20 protein-coding genes are annotated in these 17,901 nt (G+C 63.0%); 1 reads left to right on the top strand and 19 read right to left on the bottom strand.

From position 1 onward, the window contains the following. Positions 1 to 147 precede the first annotated feature (147 nt). A complete protein-coding gene (locus tag M1D43_RS25435) occupies positions 148 to 1,089 on the top strand; it encodes a LysR family transcriptional regulator (RefSeq protein ID WP_010967049.1) in 942 nt (313 codons plus the stop codon). A gap of 16 nt (positions 1,090 to 1,105) precedes the next feature. On the opposite strand, the gene M1D43_RS25430 is transcribed toward M1D43_RS25435, so the two are convergent. The 19 genes from M1D43_RS25430 to M1D43_RS25340 form a co-directional block, all read right to left on the bottom strand. Then, complete coding sequence (locus tag M1D43_RS25430) at positions 1,106 to 2,143, bottom strand: DmpA family aminopeptidase (RefSeq protein WP_015242687.1); 1,038 nt, start codon at positions 2,141 to 2,143, stop codon at positions 1,106 to 1,108. A 50-nt stretch (positions 2,144 to 2,193) separates the two neighbouring features. Further along, on the bottom strand, positions 2,194 to 3,045 hold the full coding sequence (locus tag M1D43_RS25425) for a D-amino-acid transaminase (protein ID WP_015242688.1): 852 nt from the start codon (positions 3,043 to 3,045) through the stop codon (positions 2,194 to 2,196). Positions 3,046 to 3,306: 261 nt separating this feature from the next. Next, a complete protein-coding gene (locus M1D43_RS25420; RefSeq protein ID WP_010967046.1) occupies positions 3,307 to 4,002 on the bottom strand; it encodes a BA14K family protein in 696 nt (231 codons plus the stop codon). Between the two features lie 124 nt (positions 4,003 to 4,126). Further along, a complete protein-coding gene (locus M1D43_RS25415) occupies positions 4,127 to 4,525 on the bottom strand; it encodes a RidA family protein (RefSeq protein WP_014528197.1) in 399 nt (132 codons plus the stop codon). 300 nt (positions 4,526 to 4,825) lie between these two features. Beyond that, positions 4,826 to 5,158, bottom strand: a complete 333-nt coding sequence (locus M1D43_RS25410; RefSeq protein ID WP_014528196.1) for a putative antibiotic biosynthesis monooxygenase — start codon at positions 5,156 to 5,158, stop codon at positions 4,826 to 4,828. A 16-nt stretch (positions 5,159 to 5,174) separates the two neighbouring features. Further along, positions 5,175 to 6,083: a 2-hydroxyacid dehydrogenase gene (locus tag M1D43_RS25405; protein WP_046067071.1), complete on the bottom strand. Its 909-nt coding sequence runs from the start codon at positions 6,081 to 6,083 to the stop codon at positions 5,175 to 5,177. Between the two features lie 62 nt (positions 6,084 to 6,145). Continuing rightward, entirely contained in the window at positions 6,146 to 6,925 is a 780-nt protein-coding gene (locus tag M1D43_RS25400) for an amino acid ABC transporter ATP-binding protein (RefSeq protein ID WP_014528194.1), read from the bottom strand. A gap of 15 nt (positions 6,926 to 6,940) precedes the next feature. Further along, positions 6,941 to 7,738: a transporter substrate-binding domain-containing protein gene (locus M1D43_RS25395; protein ID WP_033050809.1), complete on the bottom strand. Its 798-nt coding sequence runs from the start codon at positions 7,736 to 7,738 to the stop codon at positions 6,941 to 6,943. A gap of 47 nt (positions 7,739 to 7,785) precedes the next feature. Then, on the bottom strand, positions 7,786 to 8,442 hold the full coding sequence (locus tag M1D43_RS25390; protein ID WP_498814663.1) for an amino acid ABC transporter permease: 657 nt from the start codon (positions 8,440 to 8,442) through the stop codon (positions 7,786 to 7,788). A gap of 10 nt (positions 8,443 to 8,452) precedes the next feature. Further along, positions 8,453 to 9,121, bottom strand: a complete 669-nt coding sequence (locus M1D43_RS25385; RefSeq protein ID WP_010967039.1) for an amino acid ABC transporter permease — start codon at positions 9,119 to 9,121, stop codon at positions 8,453 to 8,455. Positions 9,122 to 9,245: 124 nt separating this feature from the next. Continuing rightward, a complete protein-coding gene (locus M1D43_RS25380) occupies positions 9,246 to 10,268 on the bottom strand; it encodes a LacI family DNA-binding transcriptional regulator (RefSeq protein WP_153444270.1) in 1,023 nt (340 codons plus the stop codon). 241 nt (positions 10,269 to 10,509) lie between these two features. Beyond that, complete coding sequence (locus M1D43_RS25375; RefSeq protein ID WP_127643257.1) at positions 10,510 to 11,397, bottom strand: aldose 1-epimerase; 888 nt, start codon at positions 11,395 to 11,397, stop codon at positions 10,510 to 10,512. Further along, complete coding sequence (locus M1D43_RS25370) at positions 11,397 to 12,155, bottom strand: SDR family oxidoreductase (protein ID WP_127643256.1); 759 nt, start codon at positions 12,153 to 12,155, stop codon at positions 11,397 to 11,399. The genes M1D43_RS25375 and M1D43_RS25370 overlap by 1 nt, the downstream gene beginning before the upstream one ends. A 7-nt stretch (positions 12,156 to 12,162) precedes the next feature. After that, positions 12,163 to 12,894 carry an ATP-binding cassette domain-containing protein gene (locus M1D43_RS25365; RefSeq protein ID WP_014528188.1) on the bottom strand — a complete coding sequence of 244 codons (732 nt, stop codon included), beginning with the start codon at positions 12,892 to 12,894 and terminating at the stop codon, positions 12,163 to 12,165. Beyond that, positions 12,891 to 13,874: an ABC transporter permease gene (locus tag M1D43_RS25360; RefSeq protein ID WP_015242695.1), complete on the bottom strand. Its 984-nt coding sequence runs from the start codon at positions 13,872 to 13,874 to the stop codon at positions 12,891 to 12,893. The genes M1D43_RS25365 and M1D43_RS25360 overlap by 4 nt, the downstream gene beginning before the upstream one ends. Positions 13,875 to 14,058: 184 nt before the next feature. Continuing rightward, on the bottom strand, positions 14,059 to 15,033 hold the full coding sequence (locus tag M1D43_RS25355) for a sugar ABC transporter substrate-binding protein (protein ID WP_015242696.1): 975 nt from the start codon (positions 15,031 to 15,033) through the stop codon (positions 14,059 to 14,061). Positions 15,034 to 15,078: 45 nt separating this feature from the next. Next, positions 15,079 to 15,771: a GntR family transcriptional regulator gene (locus M1D43_RS25350; RefSeq protein ID WP_014532122.1), complete on the bottom strand. Its 693-nt coding sequence runs from the start codon at positions 15,769 to 15,771 to the stop codon at positions 15,079 to 15,081. A gap of 74 nt (positions 15,772 to 15,845) precedes the next feature. Further along, entirely contained in the window at positions 15,846 to 17,036 is a 1,191-nt protein-coding gene (locus M1D43_RS25345) for a mandelate racemase/muconate lactonizing enzyme family protein (protein ID WP_498814661.1), read from the bottom strand. A 2-nt stretch (positions 17,037 to 17,038) separates the two neighbouring features. Then, positions 17,039 to 17,773: a FadR/GntR family transcriptional regulator gene (locus M1D43_RS25340; protein WP_010967030.1), complete on the bottom strand. Its 735-nt coding sequence runs from the start codon at positions 17,771 to 17,773 to the stop codon at positions 17,039 to 17,041. Between the last annotated feature and the right edge of the window lie 128 nt (positions 17,774 to 17,901).

The following is a 17,901-nucleotide window of genomic DNA, read 5'->3' as shown; positions in this document are numbered from 1 at the left end:
CACCTATTTCCTCCAGGCGCAAGGTGAAAGGTTGCAGTTGGCTTGGCCAATTCGCTTTTGGCACCAACCCATGCAGAAACGACATACCTATTTCGATTGAATGACTTATGATCGGCCGCGGCAGACGCGCAGCAAAGGGAAGCGGACATGGAGATCAAGTGGCTGGAGGATTTCGTGACGCTTGCCGACACGTCCAGCTTCTCGCGCGCGGCCGAGCTGCGCAACGTGACTCAACCTGCCTTCAGCCGCCGGATCAAGCAGTTGGAGAGCTGGCTGGGCGCAACGCTGATCAGCCGCGCGACCATGCCGGCCGAACTCACGCCTGCGGGGCGCAATTTCCTGCCGGTCGCACAGGAAGCGATCCGCACCTTCTATGCGGCGCGCGAAGTGCTGCGTCTCCCGCACGAGCCGGGCCTCATCCGCTTTGCCGCGCTGCATACGCTGACGGTCACTTTCTTTCCCCGCTGGCTGAAGACGCTGGAAGCGGCGGGTGGATCGTTCAGCACCTCGCTCATTCCGGACCGCGGCGGAATCGAAGCGAACCTCGACGCGCTCGTCGGCGATGAGGCGGATTTCTTCCTCACCTATGCGCATCCGGAAGTGCCGTTTCATCTCGATAGCGGGCAGTTTTCCTCGCTGACCGTAGCCCATGACCGACTGATTCCGCTGGTCGCGGCGGAGATCGTACTGTCCGGCGATCCGCAGCCCGGACTGAACCTCCTCGACCGCGCGATCGCGCAGCCGCGGCTCGCCATCCCCTATCTGAGCTACGGCTTCAATTCCTTCTTCGGGGTCGCCCTGTCGCGCCTGCTGCTGCGCCGCCCGCCCTTCCGGCGCCGTACGACGCACGAAAACACAATCAGCGCCGGCCTGATGAACATGGCGGTGACGGGTGCGGGCGTGTGTTGGCTGCCGGAGAGCCTGGCGCGCGAGGAAATCGACGCGCGCCGCCTCGTGCCTGCCTCTGCCGACGAGGGTTGGAACCTCGACCTCGAAATCCGCCTTTACCGCCACGCAGCGAGCCGCAACCGCAAGGTCGAGGAACTATGGGCGACGGCGCAGCGACTCCTGGAACCCGCACCGGCCTGATCAGACCTTCACCGGATCACGGGGACGGGTTCTCCATCAACCAGTCGGCAAGGCAGGGATAGATGCGGCCGTTGCGCGCCGGCATGGCGGGGGCCATGCAGAGCGCGTTCAGGACGGCCTCCTGCGTCGTATCAGCGGCGGCGCGGAAGGCGATGTCGATGTGGCCGTCGGCGAGCCGCCCCTGCGTGGTGAACGCTGTGGCAGGCTCATGTTCCACCGGGTCGGCGGTGGTGAAACAGAGGGCGACATCGCCGCTGCCATGGCCCCAGAATGCGCCGAGCCGGGCAAGGCCCGCGCCGGCACGCCGCGCGACCCGCTGCAACTGGCGATCTGCCAAGGGAAGGTCGGTCGCCATGACGACGATGACGGAGCCGCGCTCGGGACCGGCCGGCACGCGCGGATCGGGCCGGCGCCCGTCCGGCAGGACGAGGTCCCCCGCCGCGCCGAAATTGGCAAGGACCAGCGTGCCGAGCGTGAAGTCGCGCTTGCCGACTCGCATGCGCCGAGAGGCCGTGCCGATGCCGGCCTTGAAGCCGAAGGCGGTCATGCCGGAGCCGGCGCCGACCGCACCCTGTTCCACCGGCCCCGTGCGCGCGGCGTCCAGCGCCGCCTCGGCGTCGGCGGGCGTTACCGCCAGCGCCTGAATGTCGTTGATGCTGCCGTCATTGCACTCGCAGACCAATGCATTGACGGTCGAGGTCTTTCGCCCGATCGCCGGGTTAGCGGAGATGGCGCGGCGGACCAGCGCTTCGGTGCAGGCGGCAACGCCAAAGGTGTTGGTGAGCACGATCGGCGTCTCGATCGTGCCGATCTCGGCCACCTGCATCAGCCCCGCCGATTTGCCGAAGCCGTTGATAACCTCCACCGCCGCCCGCGGCTTCACGCGGAAAACGTCGCCTGCATGCGGGAGGATCGCCGTGACCCCGGTGAAGAGGCCCTCGCCGCGCAGCGACCGGTGGCCGACCGAAACGCCCGCGACGTCGGTAATGGCATTGCCCGGCCCCGGTTCCAGCCTGCCCTGCGGGATCAGCCCCAGTTCCCATGCGGTCTTCATATCGCCCCTCCCTGCATCGCTTTGCTGTTTCAGTGAAACGGTCAACGGATCTAGACCGGAACGCCAGCCGCTTCCAGGTAGAGGGCCTGGAGTTTTCGGGTCATCGGACCGGGCTTGCCGTTGCCGACCACCCGCTCGCCGATGCGCACGACGGGCATGACGAGGCTCGAGGCGGAGGTCTGGAACGCCTCCGCGGCGGCCTGCGCCTCGTTGGGCGTGAAGGCGCGCTCCTCGATCGCGAGATCCTCGGCGGCACAGAGCAGTGCGAGGGCGCGCTGCGTGCAGCCCGGCAATGTCGCGCGCGACGCGGCGCGGGTAAGGATGCGCCCGTCACCGGTGATGACATGGGCCGTGGAGGATGCGCCCTCCGTCACCAGTCCGTTCTCCACCAGCCAGACGTCGTCGAAACCGCGGGCGCGGGCCGCCTGCTTCGCCATGACCTGACCGAGCAGCATGGCGGTCTTGATGTCGCGACGGTGCCAGCGCGGATCGTCGGTCAGATCGACCGAGATGCCGTCCTGCTGGGCCTTGGTGCCGGTCAGCGTCTTCGCCTGCGTGAATCCGACGAACCGCGGCGCCAGTGCGTCGGAATAGAGAAAGTCGCGATCCGCCTCGCCGCGCGAGACCTGCAGATAGACCGTGCCGTCCCGCAAGGCATTGCGGGTGACCAATTCCGCCTGGACGCCGGCAATCTCCTTGCGCGAGACGCCGAGCGGAATGGCGAGTTCCCTCAGCGAGCGTTCGAGACGGTCAAGATGCAGGTCGTTGTCGATCATCCGTCCGCCGATAACCGCCGTCACTTCGTAGACAGCATCGCCGAACAGGAAGCCGCGATCGAAAAGCCCGATGCGGGCCTCCTCCTCCGGTACGAATTGACCGTGGACATAGACGATCCTGCCCATCTGTTCCCCTTGCTGCGCCCGTTGCCCTACAGCGCCGCGCCTCTTTCGAACGCGCAAAGGTCGCTGCAAAATCGTCAACTTGCCGCATGTCTTTTCTTTCATCGGGTCCGATGAAAGGAGACATGCAGTCATGGCGGAACATAGGAACGACTTGCCGCGGCTGACCAATTCAATTCGGGCAGCATCCTATGCAAAATTTGCCTGAGATTTTGTTTTCAATCGGTTGACGCCGACTCCCGGCGCAATCGACCAGGCGCCCCGTTACCGGCACTGCCTGCGCGGGCCGCCGCTGTAAGGCTGGTAACTGTTGTCTTCCGGGCGGTAGGAGCGGTAGCGGCTGAAGCAATAGGCAACATGCTCTTGCGTCAGTCGGATTGCCTCGCCATCACCGGCCGAGTATTCCATCTGCGTCGAGGGGTCATCGGCATCTTCCGCATCGATACCGCGCGGTACAGGCGAAGGATCCTCCGACGGCCCCCACGCCGCATCCATATAGGGTGAGTTGCAGGACCGCCGTCCGCCACTGAACGATCTGTAGGTGTTGTCGAACGGACGATAGCTGCGATAGCGTCTCGCACACCATTCGGCATGAGCAGCAGGCACTGTCGACGCCGTCGGCTCCTCCTCCGCTGGCGGCGATTGAATTGAAGCGGTGGCCATCCTGTCCAAAGGCTCCGGAGAGCGTTCCTTTTCGGCCTCATTGGCCATTGCGGGCGTCTCAGGCTCTCTCGAAGCGTTGACGTCGGACGGGGCGGGGCGGGCGGGCAGCCGCTCGAATTGCTGGGCCGTCCTGTCGACTGCTCGCGGCTGCTTGGTCCATACTTCTGACTGATTCACGTCCAGCTGCGGCTGGCGCGCAGGCTTGCCGGTGAGGAACAAGACTGCGACAACCGCCCCGCTCAGGAACAACGCGAGTGACAGGACGAACCCGCCAAATACCGCCAACGCCGTTTTCACCTAAGCCTCCTTCGTGCTTCCACGAAGAAATGCGGAGGCTCGGTCTCAAGTTCCGACGAAGCCTCAGAATGCTTGAGCTTTCGGGATCCTAGGCAGCGGTGCCGGCGCTCCGGTGGAAGAAATCCTATGCCGCCTCGGGAATGCGCGCGATGACTTTGATCTCGAAATCGAACCCGGCAAGCCAGTTTACGCCCAGCGCGGTCCAGTTGGGATAGGGTGGAGTGCCGAAGACCTGATTCTTGACAGCCATGATTGTTTCGAACTGGTTCTCGGGGTCGGTATGGAACGTGGTCACATCGACTATATCGTCGAAGGTGCAGCCCGCCGCATTCAGCGTCGCCCGTAGATTGTCGAAAGCCAATTGGACCTGTCGCCCGAAATCCGGTTCTGGACTACCATCGGAACGGCTGCCGACCTGCCCGGAGACGAACAGGAGGTCGCCGGAGCGGATCGCGGCTGAATATCCGTGAGCTTCGTACAGGGCATGCCGGTTGGCGGGAAAGACTGCGTCGCGTCGCGTCATCTGTTCATTCCTTTTCATCGTTTCTGCCGGCGCAGGCTGATTGTGGTCAGCCCGGGATCGCGCTGCCAGCTCTACATACGCAGCGTATGTGAACCAGGATCCGCCGCGCGTGTCAACTCACATATACGCTACGTATGTGAAACGCCGCGTGCCGCCCAAATTGTTCGGATGAACTTGGAATATCGATCGACCGCTTGCACCCTGCACAACCCTCGCCGCAATGTCATGAGCGTGGGCCGTGTCCATCGCCTTAAAACTGGGCAGGTGCTACGGATTGGCGGCCTGGGGAGCAGCGCACATTCAAGCCGTCGATCGGGCGTCCAGCTCGAACACATGGTGGTGAATGTGCCCTTCGAACATCTCCAGCAGACCCTTCGTCAATTCGCGGCTTTCGTAGCGCACGGGCGACGCCAGGGCCCGCGCCAAAGCCTCGCGGTCGTCATAGGTCGTGGAAAGGATCATTGCGAAGGCTGGCGCCCCCTCGTCCCGGTCGACAGCATGGAGCACCCGAACTTCCCTGACGCCTGGAAAGGCCCGCCACAGGGGCACCAGCTTCTCTTCGACGTATCCACGGAATGCCTGCTCCCGGCCAGGACGGATGGTTCCCTCGAACAGGGCCTGACGAACGATCATGATGTCTTTTCCCGCTTCAATTGACGGTGTTCGGCGCTTTTTCGCCGGCAAAGTGGGCGGCGAGATTTGCAAGCACGAGCTTGCCCATGGCCATGCGCGTCTCAACCGTCGCGCTGCCCTGATGCGGCATGAGCACCGTATTCGGCGTGGTATGGAATTCGCTGCGGATTGCGGGTTCGTTGACGAAGACATCGAGCCCGGCACCCGCGATCGTTCCGGACCTCAACGCTTCGATCAGGGCGTCCTCGTCGACGACGTTGCCACGCGCGACGTTTACCACGATACCCTCGGGACCGAGCGCCTGAAGAAGGGACGCGTCGACGATGTTCTGCGTCGCCGCACTCGCCGCCACGCAGACGGCCAGAACGTCGCTGTCGCGCGCGAGGTCGACCGGGCTCTGATGCGCGATCCAGTCGACGCCGGAAAGGGTGGACCGGTTCCAGTATCGCACCGACATGCCGAAGGCCTCCGCGCGCGACGCCAGTGCCCGCCCGATCTGACCGAGGCCGAGTACGCCGATCCGCTTTCCCTTCGGGCTATGGCCGAGCGGTAGTTGTTCGCCAGCGGCCCAGCGGCCTTCGCGCACCAGCCTGTCGCCATCGCCGACCCTCCGCAGGACGGCGAGCATGAGCGCCATACCGAGGTCAGCGACGTCGTCCGCGAGGACACCCGGCGTCGTCGTCACATCGATGTTGCGACGGCGCGCCCGGGCGAGATCCACCTTGTCCGTCCCGACCCCGTTGATTGCGATGATCCCCAGTGATGGAAGCTTCTCCATCCATTCATTGGAAAGGCCCGCGCCGCCGCCCGTAGCAACCGCGCGGATCGATGGGAGTGCCGCTTCGAGCGCCGGCCGATCGGCGGCCTGGTAAAGCCTGTGAACCGTATAATTCCGCTGCAGTTCGTCCATGACGAACGGCATCATCGGCTCTACGAGCAATAGATCTGGTTTCACGTTTCGAAACTCCAATTACCTGGATGTGGCCATCAGGAGATCTGGCCGAGGAAGAAGCGCGTGCGCTCGTGTTGCGGGGCGCCGAAGAAGGCATCGGGCGGGGCGATCTCCAGGATCTCGCCGCGGTCCATGAAGACGACACGATCGGCGACGCTTCGTGCGAAGCCCATCTCATGCGTGACGCAAAGCATGGTCATGCCTTCGTTGGCGAGATCCACCATCGTGTCCAGGACCTCCTTGACCATTTCCGGATCGAGGGCCGAGGTCGGCTCGTCGAAGAGCATGATCTTGGGGTTCATGCACAGTGCCCGCGCGATCGCGACGCGCTGCTGCTGCCCGCCCGAAAGCTGCGCCGGATATTTCACCGCCTGCTCGGGGATGCGCACCCGTTTGAGATATTTCATCGCCGTCTCTTCGGCCTCTGCCTTGGCGAGTCCCCGAACCTTCATGGGAGCCAGCGTGCAGTTCTCCAGCACCGTCATGTGCGGGAAAAGGTTGAACTGCTGGAAGACCATGCCGGTCTCCTGCCGGACCAGATCGACGTTCCGCCCGCCGGCGGTCAGGTCGTGGCCGTCCACGACGATCCTGCCCGAATGAATGGTCTCGAGCTGGTTGATGCACCTGATCAACGTCGACTTGCCGGAACCCGATGGTCCACAGATGACGATCCGTTCGCCGCGGCCGACCGTCAAATCGATGTTCTTGAGCGCGTGAAAGGCGTCATACCACTTGTTTACGCCCTCCATGCGGACGGCCGGGTCCAAAGCCTCGCGCGAATCCGGGGGCGAGGCGTGTTCGCGTTCCGTGTTCATCGCGAGGGCTCCATTCTATTTCGCTTCAGTGACGAATTCCGGCAGCGGAGATCCGAGCCACTTCTCGTGGATGGCATTGAGCTGTCCGTCCGCCTTGACCTTGTCGAGGAAGCCGTTGACGAACTTCAACATCTCGCTCGATCCCTTGCGAACGGCGATACCCTGAACCTGCTGGCTCAGCTGAAGCTTCTGATTGAACCGCCCAGGGGCGGCGGCTTCGATCTGGGCGGCGACGACATTGGAAACGCCGATCAGCTCGACCTGTCCGGAAAGGAGCGCTTGCACCGCACTGGCGTCGTCGTCGAAGCGTTGAATGTTGGCGTCCTGCGGGGCAATCTTTGTGGTCGCGGTGTCCTGCGTGCTGGCGCGGGCGACGCCGATCGTCTTGCCGGCCAGATCTTCAGGCTTTGTGACGGCCAGGTCCGCGGCGCCGAACACGCCGATCGAGATACCTGCGTAAGGCTGCGAGAAATCGACGTTCTTGGCGCGCTCCTCGGTGATGCCTAGCGAGGCGACCAGCAGATCAACCTGATTGCTCTGCAGGTAGGGTATGCGGTTGGGCCCCGTCACCGGCACGATCGTCACTTCGACTCCGAGCTCCTTGGCAAGCAGCTTTGCAACATCGGCATCGTAACCATCCGGCTGGTTGTTCGCGTCCATGATCCCGAACGGCGGAAAGTCGACCAGCATGCCGACCTTCACCGTACCGGCCGATTTGATCGTCTCTACCGTCTGCGCTGCTGCGGGCGCCACCAGGCCCGCGACAATCGCAGCGCCGAGGACAGATATTGCTGTGCGTCTAGAGATATTCATTAGCCCTTCCCTTCTCATATGCCGGCCCTCCCGCCGGCGGGGGCCCGTCAACGTGCCGTTGCCCGGGAAAAACGTGTTTCCATTCGGCGTGCGATCAGCGACAGCGGCCAGCAAAGCAGAAAATAGACGGCGGCAACGGTGCCGAAGACCAGGAACGGACTGAACGTCGCATTGTTGATGATCTGCCCTTGCCGGGTCAGCTCGGTAAAGCCGATGATCGATGCGAGCGAGGTGCCCTTTATGAGCTGCACCAGGAAACCGACGGTGGGTGCGACGGCGATACGGGCCGCCTGAGGCAGGATCACGTGACGCATCGACCGGAAATAGCGCAGGCCGAGCGCAGTCGCCGCCTCGCGCTGTCCCTTCGGCACGGCCTCGATGCAGCCGCGCCAGCTCTCGCCCAGGAAGGCGCTGGCGTGGAGCGCGAGCGCAATGGTCGCGGCAATCCAGGGATTGATCGCAAAGCCGAAGATGTTCATGCCGAAGAATACCAGAAAGAGCTGCATCAGAAGCGGCGTCCCCTGGAAGACGCGGATGAAGCCCGTGGCGAAGAGGCGCAGCGCTCGCGTCTCGGAGACGCGCATCAATGCCATTAGCAGTCCGCCGACGCTGCCGCCGGCAAAGGCGATCGCGGACAGGGCGATCGTCCACTGTGCCGCGGCGACGATGACGAGAAACTCGTTCCAGCCGAAGGCTCTGATCATGACAGTGCTCCTAACGGCCGAGGGGATATTTGAAGGCCGCTTTCTCGAGCGCGTAAAACAGCGCGGAGAAACCGACCGACAGGGCAAGATAGATCAGAGTGACTGCGATATAGACCTCGAAGCTCGCAAAGGTGGCGGATTGGAGGTCGTTGCCGGCAGCAGCCAGGTCATCCGCTGAGATGACCGACACGACGCTGGTATTCAGCATCAGGTAAATGAACTGACTGGTGAGCGCGGGATAGACGGTGCGCAAGGCGGGCTTCATGACGACGTAGCGGAAAATCTGGGGCCTCGACAGCCCAAGCGCCCAGCCGGCCTCTACCTGCCCCTTATGAATGGATTCGATCCCGGCGCGGATGATTTCCGTACCGTAGGCGCCGAAATTGACGACAAGCGCCAGCAGCGCCGCGCTGTTCGGCGAAAGCCTCAGGCCAAGCGAAGGCATGCCGAAGAAGATGAAGAATATCTGCACCAGGAAAGGCGTGTTTCGGATGATCTCGATATAGCCATCGATTACGTGACGCAGGATCGCCGGTCCTGCCGTCTTTCCCCAGGCGCAGAAGACTGAAACGACGAGGCCGATCAACATGGCTGCACATGACAGGCGAACCGTCAGCCAGGCGCCGACCAGCAACTGGTCGAAAGACGCGAGTACAGGCGCGAAGTTGAACTCGTACATGCCGGGACCTCCTCCCACACTACCGGCGCCGCATGCCGCGCTTCCCGCGATCTGCGTCAGTTAGATCGATCTAAAATGTTTCCTGACATGCGTCAACCGCAAATGACGGCAGGAACGGGCGCGATCAGGCGGGCCGGCCGCAGGACTGCCGAACGCTCAGCGTCGTATCGTTCACCACGCGCCGCGGCGGCAAATCCGGATTGGCGATGCGCTCGACAAGGAGCCGCGCCGCCATTTCGCCGATCGCGGTGGGGCCGGTCGAGACCGAGGTCAGTCTCGGCCGGATGGCCTCGGCGTCAGCCACGTCGTCGAAGCCGATCAGCGAGAGATCGCGTCCGATTGTGAGCCCGCAATCGTGAAGTCCTGCTGCAAGGCCGAGAGAGACAAGATGATTGAAGCAGATCACGGCAGTTGGCTGTGTAGCCTTTGCGAACAGAAGGTGGGTCGAGTCGGCGATTTCTCCGAGCTGTGCCGGCAAATGGATCAGGATCTCGGGATCGAACGCCTTTGCCAGCATGGCGTCACGGAAGCCGTCCACGCGCTCGCGATAGGCAGAATGAAGCGGCCCGTGGACCGCAAAGGCAATCTTCTCATGACCGAGCGAAGCGAGATAATCCACCGCCTGACGCATGCCGCCGGCATAGTCCACGCCGACATAGTCCATATCGACGGAAATGTGGCGCAATACCTGGACGACGGGCATACCCCACGCGGCTAACTGCTCGGACAGGTCAGGTTCGGTGCCCGCGGCGGGGCAAAGAACGACCCCGTCCACCCCATGTTCGCGCATGCGCTGGAGCAGCATCGACTGCCGCTCCACCCTCTCCCCGCTATTGGCGAGAATGACCACCTTGCCGGTGGCTCCGATAGCCTCCTCGATACCTGAAAGGAGTTCCGCGAAGAATGGATTGGTGAGATTCGGCACGATTGCGCCGATGATCTGGCTGCGTTCGACGCGCAGACGGGCTGCGCCGATGTTGTAGACATAGCCCAAATCCCGCATCGCCTGCTCGACGCGAGCGCGCGTCTCACTGCCGACCAGCGGGCTCTTGCGAAGAACAAGGGAAGCGGTCGCACGGGAAACGCTGGCGTGTCGCGCAACGTCGAGAAGCGTAACGCGAGACTTCTTTCGTTCTTGGGAGGACATTGACTACCGATCGGAACAGAATGCGTGGAGGGATTATAGTCGACGGTCAATCGCTAGAGCAATTCCAGGAAAAGTGCGCACCGATTTTCCGCACAGCAGCAAACAGGAGTTAAAGCAGGAAAAGCGGAAATTCTCTGCTCTCTCCGCGATCAGAACACTTCAACCTTGCGGCTGCAGCATCTGAGCTCACCGGGCATTCTGCAACTGGCGCTGCGCCGGGAACCCGTGGCTGACGACATGCTCAGCCAAAGTCTGCGGCGACACGGGCAGAGACGGCCAGCGATTCATCCGGTTCGAGAATCTTGAGCCCGTGGGCTTCGGCCTTGCCGGGCAGATTGAACGCATCGACAGGGTGCGTTACCGGCTCGAAGCAGAAGAAATCTGCAGCCGCAGCGGGCGAGAAGACGACGTACTGGCGGAGCCTCTCGCTCGCATCCACGTCCACCGCGAGCCCCCGACTCGGCCAGTGGATGCGCGCCTTGCCGTCCCAGCCGTCGAACCAGTTGTTGATCCAGCGCGCCGGCAATGGCTTCGGCCTGTTGAAATCCAAATCCGCTTGTGCGGCTATGGCATCATGGGCCTTTGGCAGGTGATCGGATTGCTCGAGCCAAACGCCGCGGGCCGGCGCGTGCAGCGTCGTATCCGGCTCGCGCACGAACCAGGGATGAAAACCCGCGCCATAGGGCAGACGGATCCTGGCGCGGTTGACAAGGCTCAGCTCCATGAGCAGGCCGGCGCCCTGTAGGCGGTAGGACATCGTCGCATCGTAGCGGAAAGGCCCCGGTCCCTCGGCGGATAGGGTGAGCGTGAGCAGATCCGCGCTCAGGGAGGCGACGTCCCAGGCGGCCGAAAAGCCGTTCCCGTGGATCGGGTATAGCTCCGTTTCCACGTTCCGCGGCAGGGCATGAAAGGTTCCGTCAAACGTGAACCCGCCGCCGGAAACACGCCCGGAAAAAGGAACAAGCAGAATGTTCGAAAGCGCGAAGGGATGCGCGGTCGACGGATCGACCCTGCGGAAGATCGCTTGCCAGACGCCATCGTGCAGCACGTCGAATGCCGTCAGCCCGGCGCCAAGGTCGGGCCGCGCGAGGAGGCGGGCCTCGCCGTTGGAGAGCTCGATCGCCGGCATCACCAGCCGCCGTCGATCGCGATGTTCTGGCCGGAAATCATGTCGGAGGCCGGCGAGACGAGGAAGTGGACCAGGTCGGCGACGTCCGAGGGCTGGATGCGCGCCTTCAGCGACTGGTTTTCGACGATCCAATCATTGTATTGTTGCAGTCGGTCGGCAAAGACCCGCTCTTCCGCCTCCGAAACCACCGCGCCCGGCGACACAGCGTTGACGCGCACGCCGTGGGGGCCGAGTTCCCGCGCAAGCGCCTTCGTCAGCCCCAGCATCGCGCCTTTGGACGCTACATAGGGCACATAGCCGTCCCAGCGGCCGTTCAACGTGAGGGAGCAAAAGTTCACGATCTTGCCGTAGCGCTTCTGCTTCATCCCGGGCGTTACGGCTCGGGCAAGCGCGAAAGCCGCCGACGAGTTGACGCGGACCTGGTCTTCGTATTCCTCCAGCGAAAATTCCTCGAAAGGCTTGTTGATGATGAGCGCCGCATTGTTGATGAGAATGTCGATGCCGCCATGCTCGCTGGAAAGCGTAGCTGCGCAATTTTCCGCCGAAGCTAGGTTATTCAGGTCTTCGCCGACATAGATCGCCATGGTTTCGTGAGCCGCGGCGAGGCTCGCCGCGAAGCCCTCCCCGGCTTCCGCGCCCGGGCGATCCAGCAGCAGCAGCAAACCGGCGCCGGCGCGCCCCAGCCGCTCGGCCTGGGCGCGGCCGAGCGTGCCGAGCGCGCCGGTAATGAGGATGGTCTTTCCGGAAAGCTCTGTCATCGTTACCTCACAGAAGCGCGTGAACCTCGTCTATCGAAGTGTCCGCGGTCGGTTTATCGAACACGATCTCGCCGCGGGCCATTGCGACGATGCGGTCGCAGGATTGGAAGACGTGCTGCATGTTGTGGGAGATGAAGATTCCGGTCAGGCCCTGCGCCTTCAAGCCGCGCACGAAGCCGATCACCTTGTCGGTCTCCTTGACCGAAAGATGGTTTGTCGGCTCGTCCAGGATCAGCACCTTCGACTTGAAGTGCATGGCGCGCGCGATCGCAACGCCCTGCCGCTGGCCGCCGGAAAGCTCTCCGACCAGCGCATCCGGCGAGCGCAGATGCAGGTCGACATCGGCGATGGCCTGGATGCTTTCGACACGCATGCGCTTCTGGTCCATGATGCCGACGCCGAAGACCGACCATTTCATCGGCTCGCGGCCGATGAAGAGATTGCGGGCGATCGACATGGTCGGAACCATGGAATTGTACTGATAGATCGTCTCCAGCCCGTAGCGCATCGCATCCTTTGGGCTGCGAAGAGCTACCTTGCGGCCTTCGATCAGAACGTCGCCGGAATCCTGATGGTGGACGCCCGAGAGAATCTTGATGAGCGTCGACTTGCCGGCGCCGTTGTCGCCGACCAGGCCGACGGTCTCGCCGGGGTGGATCGTGAGATCGACATTCTTCAGCGCATGCACGCCGCTATACCATTTCTGAAGGTTGCGGCATTCGATGATCGGTGTGGTCATTTGTGCGCCTCCACCTTGATCTTGCGGGACATCTTGCCCATCCAGGCATTGGCGATGACGGCAAACATGGTCAGAACCCCGATCGCGAACTTGAACCAGTTGGCATCGACACGGGAAAGGACAAGGCCGTTGTCGATCGTGCGGATCAGAAGCGTGCCGATGATGGCGCCGAAGACCGTGCCGATCCCTCCTGCGAGCGCCGTACCGCCGATGACGGCCGCGGCGACCGCCTGCAATTCCAGCCCTTCGCCGATCGACGGCAGCGGCGAGCCGAGACGCAGCACCTGAAGCAGGCCTGCAAAGCCCGCCAGTACGGAGCAAAGCATGAAGCAGACGATCTTCACGCGCTTGACCGGAATGCCCATCGAGGCGGCGGCCTCGTTAAAGCCGCCGGTCGCCCGAATCCAGTTGCCGAAGTTGGTGAGCGACAGCAGCGCCGCCACGAGTGCGGCAATGACGACGAACCAGAGGAAGGACATGCGGAACGGCGAGCCCTGCCAGATGTAGTCCGTGAAGAGCCAGGTCGGCAGGTCGGGCGGCAGAAGCGGCGGGAAACCGCCTGATATGACGATGGTCAGCGAACGCGCGATGAAGAGCATCCCCAGAGTCGTGATGAAGCTCGGTATCGAGAATTGCAGCGTCACGTAACCATTGATGAAACCGATCGCCCCGCAGATCATGAGACCGAGCAGCACCGCGACGGGGAAGGGCACGCCGGAATTCAATAGCACCGCCATCGACATGGGCATCAGCGCAAAGACGGACCCGACCGACAGGTCGAATTCGCCGCAGATCATCAGGAGCGTCACGCCGATGGCGACGAGCGCCATTTCCGGCAGAAGGCCCATCACGCCACGCATGTTCTCGAAGGAAAGAAGAATGCCGTTCGACTTCGCCTGGAAGACGAGGACGAGGACGAACAGCAGTGCAAGGCCGGCTAGCTCGGGCTTGTCGAGATAGATTTTCAGAAACCGCTTCATGGGCTGTCACTCATGGTTCGGCGTCGTGCCTGCCGGATCACGGCGATCCCAGGTCGGTGCCTGAGATCGTCAACGTGATCGAATCCGGAGAGCCGGAGCGGGATGCGGACGGAAAGCCGCGCATCCCGCTCCAGTCTCGAAGTCGCTCGGGCAAGACGCCTGTTTGCTTATGGGGAGCGCCGGGTTAGCGCAGACCCTGCTTCGCCAGTTCGAGGATCGTCGGCACGTCCTTCGGAGTGACGATGCCCTGCCCCGTATCGACGTCGGAGGGTGTCAGGCCCGCGGTTTTCCAGAGATAGGCCTGCATGACCGGGATGAAGCCCTGCATGTAGGGTTGCTGGTCGACCTGCACCTGAACATAGCCGGCCTCCATCTGCTGCAGCACCTCGGGCACGAGGTCGAAACCGCCGAGCAGGACCTTGCCGGGCTCGATCCCGCGGTCCTTCAGAACCTTGGCGACACCGGCATGCCAGTAGCCGGTATCGAAATAGGCGGTCGTGTCCGGGTTGGCATTGAGATAGGCGCCGATACGGTCGGCGGTCAGCGCGAGGTCGGTCGCCGAATCGATGCGGGTGATGTTCACCTCGCGGTCGGAATGCTCGGCCTTGTACTCCTCCAGAAATTTCGTGACGCCGCCGGCGCGCTGCTCGGACCAGGTCTGGCCCGGCGCGTTGACGCCGACCAGCAGGTTGAGCGGGCCGTCCTTCGGGAAGTTTTCCGACTGGGCCTTGGCGAGCGAGTAACCGGCCGCGGTGAAGCCCTGGCCGATGAAGGCCTTACGGGCGTTGCCCTTGGCGCCTTCGCTGTCGTCGACATTGACGGCGAGCACCAGAATGCCGGCGTCGACGGCTTCCTTGATCACGTTGTCATAGGCATTGTTGTCGACGATCGCGACGAAGATCGCGTCCGGCCTCGAGGCGATCGCCGCCTGCAGATTGGCGACGGCCTGCTCAACCGCGCCTTCCGTCTGCGTGAGGATCAACTGGCACGAGGCCCCGACCTTTTCGCAGGCGTCGTCATAGCCCTTCTTGACCGCCTGCCAGAATGTGTTCGAGGCCGACGAGTGGCTGATGAAGGCGATGCTGAGACCTTCCGCGCTGGCGGCTGGAGCCATCAGCGTCAGCCCGAGGGCCGTTCCTGCTATCAATTTCCTGATCATGATGCGTTACCTCCCGTTGAACATCGATCATATTGCGGCGGCCGGTTACCCGGTGCCGTCGAAGAATTCCTCCCGCGATCGCGCGATCTCGGGCAGTGATTTCAAAATCTCGCGCAGATGCATGCGCAGCGCCTGCTCGGCCCCGCCGACATCACGTGCCGCGATCGCGTCTACGATGCGCTCGTGCTGTTCGATCAGACGGCCGATCTGCAGGTCGTCGACGCTCAGGAACCGGACGCGGTCCATCTGCGCCTTGACGCTTTCGATGACGCTCCAGGCATAGGCGCGGCCGGCGGCCGTTGCGAGCGTGTGGTGGAAGAGTTCGTCCAGTCGCAGGAATGCAGCGCGATCGTCATGCGGCACCTGCTTCTGGCGAGCGATCTGTTCGCGCAGTTCGTCGACGATCGCCGCCGGATGCTCGCCGGCGACCTGGCGCACGATGTCGGCCTCGATCGCCTCGCGCACGAAGCGCACGTCCATGACCGATGCCGTCGAAATTCGCGTCACATAGGTGCCGCGTTGGGGCAGCACCTGTACCAGCCCCTCCTCTGCCAGCTTGATGAAGGCTTCGCGAACCGGTTGGCGGCTGATCGATAGGCTTCTTGCTATCTCCGCTTCGGAGATACGCGCGCCGGGCACCAGCTCCGCCTGGATGATCTGCTCGCGCAGGATGCGATAGACCTGCGGACCGACAGCCTCGATCGCGGACAGAACGCGCTGCGGTTTGATGTTCTGCATTCAGCCCCCCCTTCCAAGCTCCCGGCGGCTATTGGCCTACTACCATACAAGCCAGTCGAACTTCAATCCTCGATCTAGGAACTGCGCCGCGACACCTCGAATTTCCGGTCGAGATCGGGAGCGAGATCGACCCCGTGCCCCGCCCCCGGCGGGATGGTGATCATGCCGTTCGTCACAGTGGGCAACTGCGTCGTAAGGTCGGCGTACCAGGTCTTGTAATAGGCACGCACGCTTTCCTGGACGAGAGCGTTCGGCGCGTTGAGCGAAAGGTGCGTCGACGCGGCGAGCACCACCGGTCCGGTGCAATCATGCGGCGCGACCGGCAGGTGCCAGGCTTCCGCCATGGTGGAGATCTTCTTTGCCTCGGAAATCCCGCCGCACCAGGAGAGATCGAGCATTACGACCCCGGCCGCATCCGTTTCCATGAGGTCGCGGAAGGCCCATCGCGTCGCGAGCGTTTCCGACGCGCAGAGTGGCGCGCGGCTTGCCGCCGCGTAGCGCTTCAGACTGGAAAGCGAGTCCATCTTGATCGGGTCTTCGTGCCAGAAGGTGGCATAGGGTTCGAGTGCCCGGGCGATCTGGATGGCGGGCGTCAGTTGCCACATGGAGTGGAACTCGACCATGATGTCGATGCGGTCGCCGACGCGCTTGCGGATCTTCTCGAAGGGCTCCAGCGCCTTGCGCAGGTCCGGTCCGGAAATATACTGACCGCCGCTCTTCTCCGCGGCGATATCGAACGGCCAGATCTTCATGGCCGTGATGCCCTCCGACAGGAGGTCCTCGGCGAGTTCGTCCGCCCGTTCCAGAAATCCGTTCAGGTCGTCATAGTCGCGCCGCGGGCCGCCGATGCCGTAATTTGCCGTCTGCTGGCCCTTGGCGTCGCGCATATAGGTGTTGCCGGCGCAGGTGTTGTAGGTGCGGATCTCGCGGCGCGAGAAGCCGCCGAGAAGCTGGGCGATCGGCAGGTTCGTCGCCTTGCCGAAAAGGTCCCAGAGGCCGATGTCCACCGCCGAATTGCCGCGCATCTCGGCCCCGGTCGACCGGGAGCCGAGATAGCCTGTCAGATCCTTCGAGATGCGATCGATCTCCAGCGGGTCGCGCCCGACGAGTTTCGGGGCCACCACCTCATGGATGTAGGTCTCCACGGTCTGCGCCATGAAGAAGGTCTCGCCAAGTCCGACAAGCCCCTCGTCCGTGTGGATGCGGACCCAGAGAATATTGGGAAAGTCGCGGACGCGGACCGTTTCTAATTCCGTGATCTTCATGCTCAATAAACTCCTGCCGCCAAAAGCGCCTTTACCGTCAGATCGAAATGCTCGACCATCGCCTCCTCGCCTTTCGCCGGATCGCCGTTAGCGATGGCCTGCGCGATGGTCATGTGGCCGTCGATACTTTCCTGCCGCGTCTCATTGCTGCCGCGGCTCGCCCAGCCGATCGGCCAGGTATGGCGCGTCACGACATGGAAGGAGCCGACGATCAGCGCGAACATCGGGTTGCGGGACGCCCTGCCGATCGCTTCGTGAAAGGCGATATCGTGTTCCATCACCCTGACGGGCTGGTCGAAATCCCGCTGCATCGCTTCGGCAAGCGCGACGATTTCGGCGGCTTCCTTGTCGGTGCGGCGCATGGCTGCCAGCACGACGGTACGGCGCTCGACAGTCCGGCGGACATCGAAAATCTGCTGGATCGTCACCTGATCGGTATGCACAGCATGGTCGGTCACCAGTGCAAGCACGTCCGCTTTGGGCGCGGCCACCCGAGGACGCCGGCCATTACCGATATCGATCAGGGTCAGCGCGGCAAGCGAACGATAGGCCTCGCGCACGACGCTGCGGGATACGCCCAGCTTTTCGGCAAAGGTCCCTTCGCTCGGCAGCGAGTCGCCGACCTGAAGACCGTTTTCGCGAATATGGGTCTTCACGGCGGTCATGACGCCGCCGAGCAGCCCCTCCGCGCCGGAACGCCCGGATGAGGACTGTTCCTCCGCCTTTAGCTCTATCAAGTTAACCTCCAACCTATCAGATAGGTTTGCATTAACCTGTGCATAGATTTGCCTTCGGTTGTTGTCAATGCCGAATTGCAAAAATCTGTTTGGGAGGTGCTACGGAAGCAACCGCTCGACTGAAGCGC

It is taken from the genome of Ensifer sp. R1-3 (assembly GCF_056739175.1).
The sequence above is the reverse complement of the archived record's forward strand: the minus strand, read 5'-3'. Positions and strand labels throughout refer to the sequence as shown.

What these genes read in the sequence shown, in the direction of transcription:
- M1D43_RS25435 (WP_010967049.1), top strand. Translation starts at nt 148, where the DNA reads ATGGAGATCAAGTGGCTGGAGGATTTCGTGACGCTTGCCGACACGTCC.
- M1D43_RS25430 (WP_015242687.1), bottom strand. Translation starts at nt 2,143, where the DNA reads ATGAAGACCGCATGGGAACTGGGGCTGATCCCGCAGGGCAGGCTGGAA.
- M1D43_RS25425 (WP_015242688.1), bottom strand. Translation starts at nt 3,045, where the DNA reads ATGGGCAGGATCGTCTATGTCCACGGTCAATTCGTACCGGAGGAGGAG.
- M1D43_RS25415 (WP_014528197.1), bottom strand. Translation starts at nt 4,525, where the DNA reads ATGACGCGACGCGACGCAGTCTTTCCCGCCAACCGGCATGCCCTGTAC.
- M1D43_RS25410 (WP_014528196.1), bottom strand. Translation starts at nt 5,158, where the DNA reads ATGATCGTTCGTCAGGCCCTGTTCGAGGGAACCATCCGTCCTGGCCGG.
- M1D43_RS25405 (WP_046067071.1), bottom strand. Translation starts at nt 6,083, where the DNA reads ATGATGCCGTTCGTCATGGACGAACTGCAGCGGAATTATACGGTTCAC.
- M1D43_RS25400 (WP_014528194.1), bottom strand. Translation starts at nt 6,925, where the DNA reads ATGAACACGGAACGCGAACACGCCTCGCCCCCGGATTCGCGCGAGGCT.
- M1D43_RS25395 (WP_033050809.1), bottom strand. Translation starts at nt 7,738, where the DNA reads ATGAATATCTCTAGACGCACAGCAATATCTGTCCTCGGCGCTGCGATT.
- M1D43_RS25390 (WP_498814663.1), bottom strand. Translation starts at nt 8,442, where the DNA reads ATGATCAGAGCCTTCGGCTGGAACGAGTTTCTCGTCATCGTCGCCGCG.
- M1D43_RS25385 (WP_010967039.1), bottom strand. Translation starts at nt 9,121, where the DNA reads ATGTACGAGTTCAACTTCGCGCCTGTACTCGCGTCTTTCGACCAGTTG.
- M1D43_RS25380 (WP_153444270.1), bottom strand. Translation starts at nt 10,268, where the DNA reads ATGTCCTCCCAAGAACGAAAGAAGTCTCGCGTTACGCTTCTCGACGTT.
- M1D43_RS25375 (WP_127643257.1), bottom strand. Translation starts at nt 11,397, where the DNA reads ATGCCGGCGATCGAGCTCTCCAACGGCGAGGCCCGCCTCCTCGCGCGG.
- M1D43_RS25370 (WP_127643256.1), bottom strand. Translation starts at nt 12,155, where the DNA reads ATGACAGAGCTTTCCGGAAAGACCATCCTCATTACCGGCGCGCTCGGC.
- M1D43_RS25365 (WP_014528188.1), bottom strand. Translation starts at nt 12,894, where the DNA reads ATGACCACACCGATCATCGAATGCCGCAACCTTCAGAAATGGTATAGC.
- M1D43_RS25360 (WP_015242695.1), bottom strand. Translation starts at nt 13,874, where the DNA reads ATGAAGCGGTTTCTGAAAATCTATCTCGACAAGCCCGAGCTAGCCGGC.
- M1D43_RS25355 (WP_015242696.1), bottom strand. Translation starts at nt 15,033, where the DNA reads ATGATCAGGAAATTGATAGCAGGAACGGCCCTCGGGCTGACGCTGATG.
- M1D43_RS25350 (WP_014532122.1), bottom strand. Translation starts at nt 15,771, where the DNA reads ATGCAGAACATCAAACCGCAGCGCGTTCTGTCCGCGATCGAGGCTGTC.
- M1D43_RS25345 (WP_498814661.1), bottom strand. Translation starts at nt 17,036, where the DNA reads ATGAAGATCACGGAATTAGAAACGGTCCGCGTCCGCGACTTTCCCAAT.